Genomic DNA, 15,951 nt, shown 5'->3' with positions numbered 1-15,951 from the left:
CGCGGAAACCCAGCGGCAGGCCCCGGGCCTGCCGCTGCTCAGTGCGCCGCGGCGGAATTCAGCGGCCTGACCGGGGCTTCGACCTGCACCTTGCTGCGCACCTTTTGCGCGTCTTCAATCTCCAGCGTCAGCGGGATCTTGTCGCCGTCTTTCAGTGCTTGCTTCAGGTCCAGCAGCATCAGGTGATAGCCGCCCGGGGCCAGCTTGACTGGCTTGCCGGCCGGCAGATCCAGCGCTGGCAGCTGGCGCATTTTCATCATGTCGTTTTCCATTTTCATTTCGTGGACTTCCACCACGCCGGCGGCGGGCGAGCTGACGCCGACCAGTTTGGCGTTTTGGGTGGAGGTGAGCGTCATGAAGGCGCCGGTGGCTTTTTGTGCGGCCACGGTGGCGCGCACCCACGGTTCGCCGACGGTGACCTGGGCCAGCGCCGGCAGCGCGGCCATCAGGAAGAGCGAGAGTAATTTTTTCATTGGAAGAGTCCTTTCAGGAAGCCGGTTTCTTTTTTGGGGTTCATCAGCTGGCGCAGATCGTCGGCGCATTGCTGGGCGGTTTGTTCGTGCTTCATCGCCAGGCGGATTTTGCCGTTGGCGTCGAACACGTAGGTGAGGGCGGTGTGGTCCATGGTGTAGGAACTGCCGCTCGGCACCTTGCGATAAAAGATCTTGAAGTCCTTGGCGGCCTTGGCGGTTTGTTCCTGGTTGCCGCGCACGGCCACGAAGCCGGGATCGAAGGCGCGCGTGTATTCGGTCAGCAGCGCGGCGGTGTCGCGCTCCGGATCGACGGTGACGAACACCACCTGCACCTTGTTGCCATCGGCGCCCAGCAGACGCTTGATCTCCACCGCGCGCGCGAGGGCGGTGGGGCAGACGTCCGGGCACTGGGTGAAGCCGAAGAACAGCATCACATATTTGCCCTTGAAGTCGCGCAGCGAGGCGGGTTTGCCGTCGGTGTAGAACAGCTGGTAGTCGGGGCCGATGCTGGCGCCGGTGATGTCGATGGAATTGAAACCGGCGGCGTGCGCCGCGCCCGCCAACAAAGGCAAGGCGGCCAACGACGACATGAAGATACGACGTTGCATAGAGAGTCCTGTAAAACGCATGTTACGGATGCCGCGCGACGCAGCGGGGCGGGGCGCGGCGGTGCGATGTGTCGTCTCAGGCGGCGGGCGGGCCGCGCGGCTGTGCGGTCGTGCGCGGGCTGGCCGCTGCCGGCACGTCGTGCCGCGGCAGCGGGTAATCGTCGTGGCCCTCCAGCACGGATAGCAGGCCGGCCGGCGCAGGCGGCGGCGCCTCGCTGCCGCTGTAGGGGGCGCAGAACACGCAATGCTTGATGGCGTGGCCGGGCTGCTTGGCCGGCGCCGGGGCTGGCGAAGCGCTGCAAATATCCAGGACCAGCGGATCGGCGGCCAGCACCGTCACCGCCTTGCCAATCGCGGGCGCGCACAAATTCAGCAGGATCGTCACGAAGACGATCAGGCTGGTCAGGCGCCGGTGCTGGAAGAGAGTAGGCATCCCGCAATTATAACCCTTGTACCGCATCAATACGGCGAGGGGGTAGTGTGGCCGTAGACTGGGCTGATGCCTGCCACCGCACCGTCCGCCCGCTACGACCTGCCCTGGAAAGCCGCCCTGACGCATGCTTTCCGTCATTTCGTTGCTTTCTTTTTTCCAGAGATCAGCCCTGAAATCGATTGGTCGAAACGGCCGCGCTTCCGCGCCAAAGAATTGGCGGCGACGCTTTGTTGGCCTCGCACAATCCGATTGCCTGGGTCGCCGAGGCCCATTTGCGTACCCAACAGGCTCGCCACAACTCGGACGAACTTTATATCTCGAAGCGGCACTTAACGAGGCAACTGTTCCTGCATCGCTGGAGCAGGAAGCGCATAATCGTGTTGTTCAAGGTGATTAACTGGATGATGGTTTTGCCACGGTCGTATCAGAGACGTTACTGGCTGGCTGTTCTTCAATTGGACAAGGAGCAAGAAATGGAATTAAGGAACCCTCTGGAGCAGATGTTTTTTGAAGATGGCATGGAAGTCGGTATGAAACAAGGGCTGGAGCAAGGGCTGGAAAGAGGACGCAAGGAAGGGGCGGTCGCGGTATTGGAGCGTTTGCTTGAGCGGCGCTTTGGGCCGCTTTCGAAAAGCGCCCGCAAAAAATTGGCCAAGGCTAGTCTGGCGGAATTGGATGCCTGGAGTGAGGCGCTGCTGGAGGCGCAGTCGCTCAAGCAGGTGTTGGGATAAAAAAAGCCGCCACGGTTTTCACCGGGCGGCCATGGCTGGCTTCAGCCGAGATTACTTCAGCGCCAGACGGCGTTCATGGCGCAGCGCCGGCTGGCTGCCCAGCTTGAAGATGCGCACCACGTCTTCCAGTTCATGCGCCTGGTCTTGCAGCGCTTGCGCGGCAGCGGCGGCTTGTTCCACCAGCGCGGCGTTCTGCTGCGTCACCTGGTCCATCTGCGTGATGGCTTCGTGCACCTGGCCGATGCCAGCGCGCTGCTCTTCGCTGGCGTGGCTGATCTCGGCCATGATGTCGGTCACGCGGCGCACGCTTTCCACCACTTCCTGCATGGTGGTGCCGGCCTGTTCCACCTGCTTGCTGCCCACTTCCACCTTGCTGACGGAATCGTCGATCAGTTCCTTGATCTCCTTGGCCGCCGTGGCCGAACGCTGCGCCAGGCTGCGCACTTCCGACGCCACCACCGCAAAGCCGCGGCCCTGTTCGCCAGCGCGCGCCGCTTCCACCGCCGCATTCAGCGCCAGGATGTTGGTCTGGAACGCGATGCCGTCAATCACGGAAATAATGTCGGCAATCTTGCGCGAGGACGCGGTGATCGAACCCATGGTATCGACCACCTGCGCCACCACCTCGCCACCCTTGGCGGCGATGCCGGATGCCGCCAGCGCCATCTGGTTGGCTTGCGAGGCGTTCTCGGCGTTCTGCGTCACGGCGGTGCTCAGCTCCTCCATCGAGGCGGCGGTTTCCTCCAGGCTGGAGGCCTGTTCCTCGGTGCGGCCCGACAGGTCCAGATTGCCCTGGGCGATTTCGCTGGAGGCGGTGGTGATCTGCTCGGCGCCCGCGCGCACCTGGCCGACTACGCCGGACAGGTTGTCGCTGATGTTGTTCAGCGAGCGCAGCACCAGGCCGATCTCATCCTTGTTATCGATTTGCAGGTGCACGTCCAGGTCGCCCTTGGCGATGCGGTCGGCCGCCTCGGTGGCGCGTGCCAGCGGACGCGACACCACCGAGCGCACCAGCAGGAACAGCACGCCGGCAAACAGCACCAGCGCGATCAGGCCCAGCAAGGCGTAGCGGTTGCGCAGCTGGCCGGCCTCCTGGGTGATCTCCTCGGTGTAGGTGCCGCCCGCGATCAGCCAGTTCCACGGCTTGAAGGTGTGGAAGTCGACCATCTTCTCGCGCGGCGTCTCGCCGGCCTTGTCGGCCCAGTCATAGGTCATGCTGCCCGATTTGGCCTCCAGCATCTCCTTGACGAAGGGCACGCCGTCGCTGCTCTTGCTGTCGAGCAGACTGTTGCCTTCCTGGGAAGGATGGACCAGCGCATTGCCCTGGGTCTTGCCGGCCGCCGCGTTCAGCACATAGACATAGCCGGTCTCGCCGATCTTGATGGCCTTGATTTTCTCCTTCAGCATCGCCATGTTTCTGGAGATGTCGAGGCCGATGAACAGCACGCCGATCACCTTGCCGCTGTCATCCTTGATCGGATCGTATTGCGTGATGAACTGCTTGCCGAACAGGGTGGCCAGGCCGATGTAGTTGCTGCCGGCGCGCAGCAGCGGATAGCTCGGGTGGGCGTGGTCCAGCTGGGTGCCCACGGCGCGCTCGCCGTTTTCCTTTTTCAGGGAGGTGGTCACGCGCACGAACTCGTCGCCGCTGGCGGCAAAGATGGTGACGATGACGCCGGTCTCGGTGGTGAATTTATCCGGGATGCCGAAGTCCATGTTCAGCGTCTTGCCGGCAAACTTGAGCGATGGCGTCGGCTTGCCGCCGATGTCGACCGTGGCGGCCGGGTCCAGGGTGAACTGGCCGCCGCTGAACTGCGAGGCAAACAGGCGGGCGAAGCTGGAGGCCTCGTTCATCATGGCGGTGTTGAACACCTCCACGGTATTGCTGATGCCGTTGAGCGTGTTGGCCACGTTGGCCTTGGCGCGCTCTTTCAACATCGACGAGGTGCTCAGGTTAATCAGGGTGAGCAGGATGGCCAGGATCACACTGATCAGGCCGAAAGTAAAAACGGTAATTTTGCTACCGACACCCCAGTCACGGGGATTGAATATTGTTTTCATTGATCTTCTTAGAGAAAAGGTACTGCGGTTGAGGTCGCTCTTAATCGAGCGTGCTCCGGAGACGGTGGAGCACTGCAAAGGCAAGTGGGCACTGCCGCTGGTGGGTTGCGCAGGCCGTCAAATGAAGCTGAGACCAGAATGATACCAGATTTTTGCTGCAAAGCAACTAAACTGAAGAACTGCTCGAAAGATTTCTATTTATAAAACAATGACTTGTAAACAAAGAGGAAGTATTTCTGTCTGGTAAAAGCGGGTGAAGGCATGTTTCATTTCAGCTATCCTTAAGCTTAGCCAGTGAAACTCCGGCATACCAGCCCCGTACGCTGACTGCTATCCTGTAGAATGAAGCGGCACGCATCCATGCAACAAACCCATTATCTTTCGGAGTAAGCCGATGAAGAAGCAAATGCTGTTGGTGGCCGTTCTGGCGGCCCTGTCAGTGCAGGCCGGCGCCGCCGTGCCGGAAAAAACGGCCGACACCGCGCTCAAGCCCCAGCCGGGCCAAACCCAGGCGGCCCTGTGGGCCTCGCGGGTGCTGAGCAAGCTGCACTACAAACCGGCGCCGCTGGACGACGCCATGTCTGAGAAAATTTTCGACCGCTACTTCAAGTCGCTGGACGCGGAGAAAATGTTCTTCACCCAAGGCGACATCGATCAATACGCCATCGTGCGCACCCGCCTGGACGACGCCATCAATGGCGAAAACCTGAGCGTGCCGTTTGCCATCTTCAACCTGTACCAGCAGCGCTTCAACGAGCGCATCGCCTACGCGCGCGAACTGGTCAAGCAGGGCAAGTTTGAATTCACCTCCGACGAAAGCTATCAGTACGACCGCGAAAAGGCCGAGTGGGCCAAGAGCGACGCCGAGGTCAAGGACCTGTGGCGCAAGCGTGTCAAGAACGAGTGGCTGCGCCTGAAGCTGGCCGGCAAGGACGACAAGGCCATCCGCGAGACGCTGGACAAGCGTTACGAGGGCTACCTCAGCCCGTCACGCAAGCTGACCAATGAGGATGTGTTCCAGATCTTCATGAACGCCTACGCCATGTCGATCGAGCCGCATACCAACTACCTCGGCCCGCGCGCGGCGGAAAACTTCGACATCGCCATGCGCCTGTCGCTGGAGGGCATCGGTTGCGTGCTGCAATCGCGCGACGACTACACCGTGGTGCGCGAGGTGGTGACCGGCAGCCCGGCCGGCCTGTCCGGCAAGATCAAGGTCGGCGACAAGATCGTCGGCGTGGCCAAGGATGAGAAAACGCCGATGACCGAAGTGCTGGGCTGGCGCCTGGACGACGTGGTGGCGCTGATCCGCGGTCCGAAAGACTCGACCGTCAAGCTGGAAATCATCCCGGCCGATGGCGGCGCCGATGCCAAGCACCAGTTCGTCTCTCTGGTGCGCCAAAAGATCAGCATGGAAGAGCAGTCGGCCAAGAAAACCATCTATGAAGTCAAGGATGGCGCCGCCAAGCGCCGGGTGGGCGTGATTTCGCTGCCGACCTTCTACATGGACTTCGAAGCGCGCCGCAAGGGCGACAAGGACTTCAAGTCGGCCACGCGCGACGTCGCGCGCCTGCTGGCCGAGCTGAAAAAGGACAAGGTCGACAACGTGCTGATCGACCTGCGCAACAACGGCGGCGGCTCGCTGACCGAGGCGGTGGAACTGACCGGCCTGTTCATCGACAAGGGCCCGGTGGTCATGCAGCGCAACGGCGACAACAAGGTCGAGGTCGAGAGCGACACCAATCCGGGCATGGCCTGGGACGGTCCGATGGGCGTGCTGATCAACCGTGGTTCGGCCTCGGCCTCGGAAATCTTTGCCGCCGCGATCCAGGATTACGGCCGTGGTCTCATCATCGGCGAGCCGAGCTTCGGCAAGGGCACGGTGCAAACCCTGTTCGGACTGGACCGCTTTGCCCAGAACGACAAGGTGCACTATGGCGAGCTGAAGTTCACCATCGCGCAATTCTTCCGCATCAATGGCGGCACCACCCAGCTGCGCGGCGTGACGCCGGACATCAAGCTGCCGACCATGGGCGATTCCGACACCTTTGGCGAATCGAGCTACGAGAACGCCTTGCCGTGGACCCAGATCAAGCCGGCCATCTACATCCCGACCGGCGACATGAAGGAAATCGTGCCGCTGCTGGATAAGAAGCACGATGCCCGCGTGGCCAAGGACAAGGACTTCCAGTACCTGGCCGAGGACATCGCGCTGGTGAAGAAGCAGCGCAAGGAAAACTCGATCTCGCTGAACGAAGCCGCGCGCCGCAAGGAGCGCGACCAGCAGGAGGCGCGCGCCAAGCTGCGCGAGGCGCGCCTGCTGTCGAACACGCCGGGCGCGGACGATCCCATCCTGGTGCCGGACCCGAGAGACGCCCTCAACAAGGCGATCTCGGCTAAGCCGGCCAACGGCAAGCCGGCGCCGTCGCCGAAAGTGGCGGGGGTGAAAGGCGCGCTGCGCAGCGACGACGGCCTGCAGGGCGCCGAGCGTTCGCTGGCGGCCGAGCTGGAAGCGGAAAAGGCCGCCAAGGCCGCCAAGGATGTGCTGCTGAACGAAGCGGTGCACATCCTGTCGGACGAGGTCAGCGTGCTGAAAACCGACACCCGCATGGCCTCCCGCGTGCTGCCCTACGCCGCCGACAGCAAATAACCAGGCAAAATTCGCCAGACATTCCTCGTGTGAATGTCTGGCATTGGAAAGATAAATTGGATTTATATGCTGTGACGCAGCATACTTCGTTTGTCTCCTCTATCTCCTCCAAGGAAATAGACTTCGGCCCGCTCCCAGAGCGGGCCTTTTTTTTGCCTGAACGGGCCCGAGATCGGGTAAGCTTTCTATATATCAACGTTTAGGTTCAGATAAGTGTCTCCTGCTCAATTCAAACTCGCATTGCTGGCGCTGGCGCTGGCGCTGGGTGGCGCGGCGGTCGGCGGCGGCGTCGCCTATCTGGTGCTGCACAAACCGTCCCAACATGAAGCAGCCAGCCCGGTGGCGCGGCCCAGGGCGGCCGGCACGCCGACCGGCTGGCACGCGCGCGTGACCACCGTGGCCGGCGATGGCCTGCCCGGCGCCAGCAATGGCAACGGCCGCCGCACGCGCTTTGCCGATCCTTTTGGCGTGGTGCTGGACCAGGAAGGCAATCTCTACGTCGCCGACGGCGGCGACAACAACAGCATTCGCAAGATCGACCTGGCCGGCGTCAGCACGCTGCTGGCTGGCGGCGCCGAGGGCTATGCCGAAGGCAAGGGCGGCGCGGCCGCATTCAATACCCCGTCTGGCCTGGCGATTGACGGCGCCGGCAATCTGTACGTGGCCGATACCGGCAACAACGCCATCCGCAAGGTGACGCCCGATGGCACGGTGTCGACGCTGGCTGGCGATGGCATGGCCGGCGACAAGGATGGCAAGGGCGCCGGCGCCCAGTTCAACGGTCCGCTCGGCGTGGCGGTCGATGCCGACGGCAACGTCTACGTGGCCGACACTTATAACGACCGCATCCGCCGCATCGCGCCGGATGGCACGGTGACCACCATCGCCGGCGGCAAGCGTGCCGGCAAGGCGGACGGCGCGGCGGCGCAAGCCCTGTTCGACACACCGACCGGCCTGGCCATCAGCGCCAGCGGCGATCTGTACATTGCCGACACGGCCAATCACGCCATCCGCAAGCTGGCCCGGGATGGCACGGTCAGCACCATCGCCGTCGCGAAGGAGGACGACCGCGATTCGCTGCTGCGTTCGCCAGTCGGCCTGGCCCTGACCGGCGACGGCTTCCTTTACCTCGCCAGCAGCGGGCACGGCCGGGTGGCGCAGATCACGCCGGCCGGCGAGGTGGTGGCCTTGCGCGATATCGATCATCCGGCCGAGGCGGCCACCGGCGCCGACGGCGCGGTGCGCCTGTACTCGCCACGCGGCATCGCGCTGGCCAGGGATGGTTCGCTGTTCGTGACCGACGGCGCCACCTTCCGCCTGCACCGCATCGACGTGGTGAGCGCGGACGAGGAGCCGCAAGCCGACGTGCCGCCGCCGGGCCTGCCGTCGCACAGCGCCACTATCCAGTGGCCGGTCAAGCCGCAGAACAAGCCGCACGAAGTGGTCGGCCTGATGGGCGAGGTGCGCGGCAATTTCGATGGCGAGAGCCGCGATCATTTCCACACCGGGCTCGATGTGCAGGCCGCCATCGGCACGCCGGTGCAGGTGGTCACGGCCGGCAAGATCACCGATCCGCGCGCCAGCTGGGGTTATGGCGAATTGTCGGAAGGGCTGGCGCTGGCCGGCATGCAGTACGTGCACATGCGCGTCGGCCGCGACGCGAAAGACAAGCCGCTGGATCCGCGCTTCCTGGTCAGCCGCAATGAAAAGGGCGCGGCGACGGCGGTGCGCGTCAAGCGCGGCACGCGCTTCGCGGCCGGGGAAACGCTGGGCACCATCAACCGCATGGCGCACGTCCACCTCGACTACAAGCCGAACGGCGGTCCGCTCAATCCGCTGCTGCTGCCGTTCATCGATCTGGAGGACACCATCGCGCCCGAAATCAACAGCATCAGCGTGCTGGACGCCAAGGGCAAGCCGCTGACCGAAAAGCGTGACGGCCGTCTGCTGATTCCGCGCAGCCTGGGGGAGGCGCAGATCGTGGTCGACGCCAGCGACCAGATCAACGGCAACCAGAAGCGCCGCCGCCTGGGCGTCTACAAGCTCGGCTACCAGCTGCTGAACCAGGATGGCGACACCATACCCGGCATGACCGAACCCATCATCACGCAGCAGTACGACCGTCTGCCGCGCAACCGTGACGCGGTCAAGCTGGTGTATGCGGCCAACAGCGGCATCACGGTGCATGGCGCAACGGAGACGCGCTTTGCCTACGCCATCAACAACAAGCTGATCAACGGCAGGCTGACGCCGGGGGCGTGGAAGGTGGGGGAACTGGGGCCGGGCAATTACATCCTGCGCATCACGGCGCAGGACTATGCCGGCAATGCCGCCAATCGCAACCGCGAGCTGGCGGTCACGATCGACTAGCGGGGCGGGAACTCAGCTTGGCAGGACGGCGCCGGACAGCAGGAAAGGCCACATGGAAGCCGTGCTTTCCAGGTGGCTGACCAGTTGCTCCTTGTCGGCGGCGATGGCGGCTTGCGATGGCAGGCTGCGCTGCGCAGGCACCTCGTCCGGATGCAGGGTCACGCCCACGCCTGCCAGTGCGGCGACCGGGTCGGTCAGCAGGTGTTCGCGGAAGTCGTGATCGTGCGCGAGTTTATCGAGGATGGCGCTGAGTTCGCTGGAATTTTTCATATAGTATGTCCCTCGGTTGGAATAATGAATGGCATGTCTCCATGCGCGAGTCATGCTACGGCAAAGCTCCGCATTTGCCAAGCCTGATCGTTGCCAGCGGGCATGGGCATAGGCTAGACTCAGCACTTCCCTGAGCCTGAAATGGAACGCCATGAAGATCCGCCGCTGCGCAGTGCTGTACATCGAATCACGCGAACAATTGTCCATCGACTGGCGGGCCGTGCTGGCCGGCGGCAGCGGCCTGGCGGCCGACAGCCACTGGGTGGCGCTGGCGCCACATCTGGATCAGGAGCTGACGATCGACGGCGGCGAGCTGGCGGCGTTGGGCGCCATCAGCCAGACCGTGTGGAACGAGCGCGCCGCCTGCGAGCAGCGTCACGGCGAGGACTGCGTGGCGCGCTTGCTGGCGCTGGGTTTGCTGATCGGCGATACGCCGCAATACGCCACCACCCGCGAACGCGACGAGACTTTGCGCGCCACCCACTGGCGGCCGTTGTCGGCGCTGGCGCATACCTTCGGCCGCTGGCGGGAAGTCACCAGCGAGAACGGCATGGAGGCGCCCAGCTTCCAGGCCTTGCTCGACCAGTTTGGCGAACCGCCGCCACCGACGTTCGATCTGCCGGCGCAGGGCGCGCTCAAGCTGCCGGCGGCGCCGGGCGGCCATCTGGATGAGCAACTGCTGCACCGTTACACCGGCCGCAATTTCGATGTGCAGGCCGGCGTGCCGCTGGAGGTGGCGGCGCGCCTGCTGCATCGGACCTTCGGCGCACAGGAGGTGCGCACCATCGGTCCGCATAGCTCGGTGCTAAAAAAGACCAGCCCATCGGGCGGCGGCCTGCATCCGGTGGAAGCCTTCGTGCTGGCGCAGCGTGTGGATGGCGTGGCGCCCGGCCTGTACCACTATCATCCGATCGAGCATGAGCTGCGGCCGTTGCGCGCGCTCGACAGCGTGGCCGCGGCGGCGCTGGCCAAACAGGTGCTGGCCGACCAGCACTGGCTGGCCGATGCGCCCTTGCAGGTGCTGATGGTGGGGCGCATGGAGCGCAGCTTCTGGAAGTACCGCAATCACCAGAAGGCCTACCGCGCGCTGGCGCTGGATGCCGGCCATCTGTCGCAGACCTTCTACCTGCTGGCGACGGAAGCGGGCATGCCGGCCTTTGTGACGGCCGCCATCAATGATGTCGATATCGAGCGGATGCTGAACCTCGATCACCTGCGCCATGCGGTGGTGGCGGTATGCGGTTGCGGCCCGGCGGCCAACGGCCCGCGCACCATGGTCGAACTGCGCTACGGCGAGACCGACGCGATCTGACCGGCCACGCCTTCCATCACCTGTTCCAGCGCGGCGGCAAACGCCGCCAGCGCGGCCTGATGCTGCTCGCGCTGCGGCGACAGCAGTACTTGTTCCAGTTCGCCGGCGCTGCGGTGCAGCTCCGGCATCGACAGATTGCCGGCCGCGCCGCGCACCTTGTGCACCAGCAGCGCCGCCTGCTCGTAGGCGCCGTGCGCCAGCGCCGCGCGCAACTGCTCCGGCGTGGCCTCGAAATCCTGCACGAAACGCTCCAGCAGCACCGCCAGCAGCTTGCGGTTGCCGCCCAGCCGCGACAGCGCGGCGGCGCTGTCCATGCCGGCCGCGGTCATTGTCGCGGGCCCCGCGTGCGCGCCGGCCGGCGGCGGTGGCATCGCCGCGCTGCGTTCGGGCGCGCGCCGGATCTGCGTCGCCAGCACCGTGAACAAACGTTCCGGATCGATCGGCTTGGTGACGTAATCGTTCATGCCCATGCCCAGGCTGCTCTCGCGGAAGCCGGCCACGGCGTGCGCCGTCATGGCGATCAGCGGCAGTTGCGCATGTTCGGGCCGGGCGCGGATGCGGGCCGTGGTCTCGTAGCCATCCATGCCGGGCATCTGGATGTCCATCAGCACCGCGTCGTACTGGCCTTGGTCCACCAGGTGCATGGCTTCGATGCCGCTGCCGGCCAGCTCCACCTGCACGCCGGCGCCCAGCAGCACCTCCCGCGCCACCTGCTGGTTGATGACGTTGTCGTCCACCACCAGCACGCGCGCGCCGGCGATGCGCTGCGCCATTTCCGACAGCTTGGGCGAGGCCGACAAATCCGGCCGCACCGGCAGCGCCAGGCCCAAGCCGACCAGCACCGCCTGGCGCAACTGCGCCGCGTGCACCGGCTTGACCAGCAGCGCGCTGACGCCCGCCTGGGCCGACGCCAGCTCGGCCGCTTCGCGCGAGAACTCGGTCATCATCAACACCATCGGCAAGGCGGCGTGGGCGGCGCGCATGCGCTGCGCCGTGGCGCCGCCGTTCAGGTGCGGCAGGTCCCAGTCCAGCAGCACCAGATCGGCCGCGTCGCGCGACAGGTAATCCAGCGCCGCGGCGCCGCTGTTGACCGTGCTGACCAGATAGGCTTCGCTGTGCAGCTGTTGTTCCAGCATGTCGCGCATGCTGGCGTTGGCGGCCACCACCAGCACGCGCTTGCCGGCGGCGGCGGAAGGCGCCAGCGTTGGCGCGGCGTCCTGCTGGCATTGCAGCGCCAGTTCGAAGTGGAAGCGGCTGCCGTGATCGGGACGGCTGTCGATGACGATCTGGCCGCCCATAGCCTGCACCAGTTGCTGCGAGATCGCCAGTCCCAGCCCCGTGCCGCCGTACAGGCGGGTGGTGCTGGTATCGGCCTGCGAGAAGGCGCGGAACAGGCGCTCCTGCTGCTCGGCGCTGATGCCGACGCCGGTGTCCTCCACGTTGAAGCGCAGCCGCACCGGCACGCCGTTTTCGAGTGGCGCCGCCAGCTCCACGCACAGGCTGATATGGCCGCGCGCGGTGAACTTGAGGGCGTTGCCGACCAGGTTGACCAGTACCTGGTTCAGGCGCAGCGGATCGCCCACCAGCCGCAGCGGCACGTCCGGCTTGGCCCAGGCCAGCAGCTCCAGGCCTTTTTCGGCCGCGCGCCACGAGAACAGGTCGGCGATCTGCACCAGCGTTTCGGACAGGTCGAACGGCACCGACTCCAGTTCCAGCTTGCCGGATTCGATCTTGGCGAAGTCCAGCACGTCGTCGATGATGTTGAGCAGGTTCTGGCCGGCGCGGCCGATCTTGGTGAAGTAATCGTGCGGCTTGGCCGGCAGGTCCAGATGCGTGCCGAGGCCGGCGAAGCCGAGAATCGCATTCATCGGCGTGCGGATCTCGTGGCTGATATTGGCCAGGAATTCGCTCTTGGCGCGGGTGGAGGCCTCGGCATCGGCGCGCGCGCGCTGGATGGCGCTGATGGCGCTGGCCTTCTGGAAAGCCGAGACGAACGGTTCCTTCAGCGCCATGAACATCTCGATATCCTTGCGCGCGAACGGCGTGCTTTGCTTGAACACGAGATAACCCTGCACCTGCTGCTCGGCGCGGATCTGCACCGCCAGCATGGTGCTCTGCTTGAGGAACATGTCCGGCGCGATCACCTTGGCCGCGTCGACAAACTGGGCCTGCGCCGCCGCCAGCGACATGCCGGCGCGCGCCGAGGGCAGGGCGTCGTGGCCCCAACTGGCGCGGATGGCCAGCGGGCCGCCGGGCGCCTCGCAGATCAGCGCATAGGCCACGCCCACTTCGCCGATGGCGCTCGATTCGCGCAGAATGGTATGCAGCAGGGCGTCGAAATCCAGCTCATCGTTGATCGACTTGACGATGGCGTGCACGCGCTCCAGGTGCAGCGTGCGCGAATAGACCTCCTGTTGCAGGTTGCGCACGCGCCAGCGATAGGCGCCCCAGCCGGAAACCAGCACCGCCAGCACCGCGCCCAAGCGCGCCCACCAGGTCTGATACCAGGCCGGCAGGAAATGCAGCTCCATGCTCAGTTCATGCGGACTCCAGGTGCCGTCGCGGTTGCTGCCGCGCATGGCCAACCGATAGCGACCGGGCGGCACGTTGGCGTAGGTGGCGGCGCGGTGGCTGGCGTCGGCCTCCACCCAGTCCTTGTCGTAGCCTTCCAGGCGGAAGGCGTAGCGGTTGCGGTGACTGGCCGAGTAGTCCAGCGCGGCGACTTCCACTTCCACCTTGCGCGTGCCGGGCGGGATCTCCAGCGCGTGCGCGTCAGGCGCCAGCAGCGGCGCGGCCGCCACCATCTGACGATCGAGCCGCACCGAGCTGACCACCAGCGGTGGCTGGTAGCGCCACGGATGCGGCAATTCCGGCCGCACCACCACATAGCCGCCCGAGGTGCCGAACACCAAGTCGTCCTGCGCCGTGCGGCCGGCCGCGCCGACGATGTAGGGCTGGAACACCAGCCCGGCGGCGCGGTCCAGGATGTGCGCCTTGAGCGTGTTGGTGTCGACCGTGGCCAAGCCGTCGGTGGACGACAGCCACATGCGGCCCGCGCTGTCCGGCTGGAGCGCGGCGACGGTCAGGCTGGGCAGGCCATCGGCCATGCCGAGGCGCAGGAAGCGGCGCGAGCCGTCCTGGTTTTCTCCGGCCAGGATGCTGATGCCGGCGCCATTGCTGCCGATCCACAGCCGTCCTTGCTGGTCGAAGGCCAGCGAGGTGATCACGCTGTGCGGCAGCGACTGGTTGGGCACGACGTCGGGCAGGATTTGCTCGGCCTTGCCGGTGGCCGGATCGAAATGGTTCAAGCCGTTGCGGGTGCCGACCCACAGCGTGCCGTCCGGCGCGGCGCGCATGGTGGTGATGCGGCTGTCGCTCAGGCCGCCGCTGGCGGCCGGGCCCTGGCCGTACAGCTGGGCGCCGCGGCTGCGCAAGTCGTAGCGCAGCAGGCCGCCCGGCACGCCCAGCCACAGCAGCTCGCCCTGGCGCACGATGCTGCCGATGCGCGGATACGGATCGGCCTGCGGCAGCGGCACGCGCCGCACCCGCGTGCCCTTGCCGCTGGTGTGATACAGGCCGAGCGCGGTGGCGATCCAGGCCTCCTGCGGTTCGGCCTCGGCCATGCCGAGGATCAGGCGGTTGGGCAGGGCGGTTTCAGGGCGGGCGGGATCGGGGCGCAGGCCGGCGCTGCGGGTGCCGTCCGGACCGATCAGGTCGATGCCCTGGTCGCCCAGCGCCACCCACAGGCGCTGGCCGGCGTCGGTCAGGAAGGCGAAGGCGGAAATTTCCGGCAGGCCGGCGCCGTCCAGGATGGTGGCCACGGTGTCGTTGGCCGGGTTGTGGATGTCGACGCCGCGCTCGTTGGCCACCCACACCAGGCCGCTGCGGTCGCGCAGCACGGCGGCGGTGCGGTCATGGCCCAGGCTGATGGCGGTGGCTGGCCGGTGCACGATGCGGCGGCCGTTGCCGTTGAGGTCGAATTCGATCACGCCGCCGCCGTAGGTGGCCGCCCACCACAGGCCGGGCTTGGCCTCGCTCAGCGACAGCACCATGGCGCTGCCGGCATCCTTCACCTGCGCCAGCGTCAGCAGGCGGGCGGCGTCGCCGGCGCGCGCCACGCCGACGCCGCTCTTGAGGGTGCCGAACACCACCTCGCCGCTGCCGGTGGCGGCCAGCGACAGCACGGCGTCGGCCGGGGCGTTGGTCAGCGGCAGGTCCTCAAACTTGCCGTTGCCGCTGTCGCGGCGCGTCAGGCCGGCGGCGGAGCCGATCCACAGGTCGCCGGCCGGATCGACCGCCAGCGCGCGGATCTGGTTGCTGCGCGGGCCGCCGGCGGCGCTGGCTTCGCGCGGGTAGTGGCGGATGGCGCCGTCGGTGTCGATGTAATCGAGGCCGGCCGCGGTGCCGACCCAGATGCCGCCGCGCGGGTCGCTGGCCAGCGCGGTGATGGCCGGGCTGCTCAGGCCCTGCGGGCCGGCCGGGTAGCGCACGAAGCGCTCGCCGCGCTTGTCGTACATGGCCACGCCGCCGGTGGTGGTGCCCAGCCACAGCCGCCCCTGGCGGTCGACGTGCAGGGTCTGCACGAAGTCGCCCGGCAGGGTGTGCGGGTCGTCGGCCTTGAAGAAGAAATTGCGCATGCGGTAGCCATCCCAGCGGCCGAGGCCGGCCTGGGTGGCAAACCAGATGAAGCCGTCGCCATCCTGGGCGATGCTCATCGTGATCGGGTTGGGGAAACCGCGCTCGGCCGGCGCCAGATGCTCGAACATGGTGGGCGCAAGCTTCTGCCAGGGCGTGGCCGCGGCGTGGGCAAGCAGCGGCGCCAGGGCGAGGGCTGCGGCCCTAGCAACAGGTAAGAGTAAATCGCGCACAAGTAACCATATAAATGCTCCATGCCCTGTGGCAATGGAATTACGTCTAGAAGCATACGGAATAGTTGGCCGACTGTCTATTTAATACAGCAAGTTGTGCACGCTTGCGTGTCGGCGTTGACAAAAAATATTTATCGGAATATATTTTGTTGACGCGATTGGAATCGTTTCCAAT

10 protein-coding genes are annotated in these 15,951 nt (G+C 65.6%); 4 read left to right on the top strand and 6 right to left on the bottom strand.

All coding sequences use genetic code 11. The features are described from left to right. Window positions 1-38: 38 nt before the first annotated feature. From GM676_RS19875 to GM676_RS19865, 3 genes are all read right to left on the bottom strand, one after another. On the bottom strand, window positions 39-473 hold the full coding sequence (locus GM676_RS19875) for a copper chaperone PCu(A)C (RefSeq protein WP_155465626.1): 435 nt from the start codon (window positions 471-473) through the stop codon (window positions 39-41). Then, window positions 470-1,081, bottom strand: a complete 612-nt coding sequence (locus GM676_RS19870; protein WP_155465625.1) for an SCO family protein — start codon at window positions 1,079-1,081, stop codon at window positions 470-472. The genes GM676_RS19875 and GM676_RS19870 overlap by 4 nt, the downstream gene beginning before the upstream one ends. A gap of 76 nt (window positions 1,082-1,157) precedes the next feature. Further along, window positions 1,158-1,514 (bottom strand): DUF2946 family protein, encoded by a 357-nt coding sequence (locus tag GM676_RS19865; RefSeq protein WP_211923269.1) that lies wholly within the window; start codon window positions 1,512-1,514, stop codon window positions 1,158-1,160. A gap of 179 nt (window positions 1,515-1,693) precedes the next feature. On the opposite strand from GM676_RS19865, the gene GM676_RS19860 reads away from it, so the two are divergent. Continuing rightward, entirely contained in the window at window positions 1,694-2,245 is a 552-nt protein-coding gene (locus GM676_RS19860) for a DUF4351 domain-containing protein (protein ID WP_155465623.1), read from the top strand. Window positions 2,246-2,296: 51 nt separating this feature from the next. On the opposite strand, the gene GM676_RS19855 is transcribed toward GM676_RS19860, so the two are convergent. Next, window positions 2,297-4,306 (bottom strand): methyl-accepting chemotaxis protein, encoded by a 2,010-nt coding sequence (locus tag GM676_RS19855; RefSeq protein ID WP_155465622.1) that lies wholly within the window; start codon window positions 4,304-4,306, stop codon window positions 2,297-2,299. Window positions 4,307-4,700: 394 nt separating this feature from the next. On the opposite strand from GM676_RS19855, the gene GM676_RS19850 reads away from it, so the two are divergent. Together GM676_RS19850 and GM676_RS19845 are read left to right on the top strand one after the other, a co-directional pair. Then, window positions 4,701-6,956, top strand: a complete 2,256-nt coding sequence (locus tag GM676_RS19850; protein ID WP_155465621.1) for a carboxy terminal-processing peptidase — start codon at window positions 4,701-4,703, stop codon at window positions 6,954-6,956. A 213-nt stretch (window positions 6,957-7,169) separates the two neighbouring features. Then, window positions 7,170-9,326 carry a gluconolaconase gene (locus GM676_RS19845; protein WP_371866310.1) on the top strand — a complete coding sequence of 719 codons (2,157 nt, stop codon included), beginning with the start codon at window positions 7,170-7,172 and terminating at the stop codon, window positions 9,324-9,326. Between the two features lie 12 nt (window positions 9,327-9,338). Here GM676_RS19845 and GM676_RS31590 read toward each other — a convergent pair whose 3' ends face one another. Further along, on the bottom strand, window positions 9,339-9,596 hold the full coding sequence (locus GM676_RS31590) for an NHLP-related RiPP peptide (RefSeq protein WP_170304326.1): 258 nt from the start codon (window positions 9,594-9,596) through the stop codon (window positions 9,339-9,341). A 151-nt stretch (window positions 9,597-9,747) separates the two neighbouring features. On the opposite strand from GM676_RS31590, the gene GM676_RS19835 reads away from it, so the two are divergent. Next, a complete protein-coding gene (locus GM676_RS19835; RefSeq protein ID WP_155465619.1) occupies window positions 9,748-10,908 on the top strand; it encodes a putative peptide maturation dehydrogenase in 1,161 nt (386 codons plus the stop codon). On the opposite strand, the gene GM676_RS19830 is transcribed toward GM676_RS19835, so the two are convergent. Beyond that, complete coding sequence (locus GM676_RS19830; RefSeq protein ID WP_155465618.1) at window positions 10,884-15,674, bottom strand: hybrid sensor histidine kinase/response regulator; 4,791 nt, start codon at window positions 15,672-15,674, stop codon at window positions 10,884-10,886. The genes GM676_RS19835 and GM676_RS19830 overlap by 25 nt on opposite strands. Window positions 15,675-15,951 lie beyond the last annotated feature (277 nt).

The organism is Duganella radicis (genome assembly GCF_009720825.1).
Taxonomy (GTDB): domain Bacteria; phylum Pseudomonadota; class Gammaproteobacteria; order Burkholderiales; family Burkholderiaceae_D; genus Rugamonas; species Rugamonas radicis.
Note: the sequence above shows the minus strand (reverse complement) of the source record. Positions and strands in the feature narration are given on the sequence as shown.

What these genes read in the sequence shown, in the direction of transcription:
- GM676_RS19875 (WP_155465626.1), bottom strand. Translation starts at nt 473, where the DNA reads ATGAAAAAATTACTCTCGCTCTTCCTGATGGCCGCGCTGCCGGCGCTG.
- GM676_RS19870 (WP_155465625.1), bottom strand. Translation starts at nt 1,081, where the DNA reads ATGCAACGTCGTATCTTCATGTCGTCGTTGGCCGCCTTGCCTTTGTTG.
- GM676_RS19865 (WP_211923269.1), bottom strand. Translation starts at nt 1,514, where the DNA reads ATGCCTACTCTCTTCCAGCACCGGCGCCTGACCAGCCTGATCGTCTTC.
- GM676_RS19855 (WP_155465622.1), bottom strand. Translation starts at nt 4,306, where the DNA reads ATGAAAACAATATTCAATCCCCGTGACTGGGGTGTCGGTAGCAAAATT.
- GM676_RS19850 (WP_155465621.1), top strand. Translation starts at nt 4,701, where the DNA reads ATGAAGAAGCAAATGCTGTTGGTGGCCGTTCTGGCGGCCCTGTCAGTG.
- GM676_RS31590 (WP_170304326.1), bottom strand. Translation starts at nt 9,596, where the DNA reads ATGAAAAATTCCAGCGAACTCAGCGCCATCCTCGATAAACTCGCGCAC.
- GM676_RS19835 (WP_155465619.1), top strand. Translation starts at nt 9,748, where the DNA reads ATGAAGATCCGCCGCTGCGCAGTGCTGTACATCGAATCACGCGAACAA.
- GM676_RS19830 (WP_155465618.1), bottom strand. Translation starts at nt 15,674, where the DNA reads ATGTTCGAGCATCTGGCGCCGGCCGAGCGCGGTTTCCCCAACCCGATC.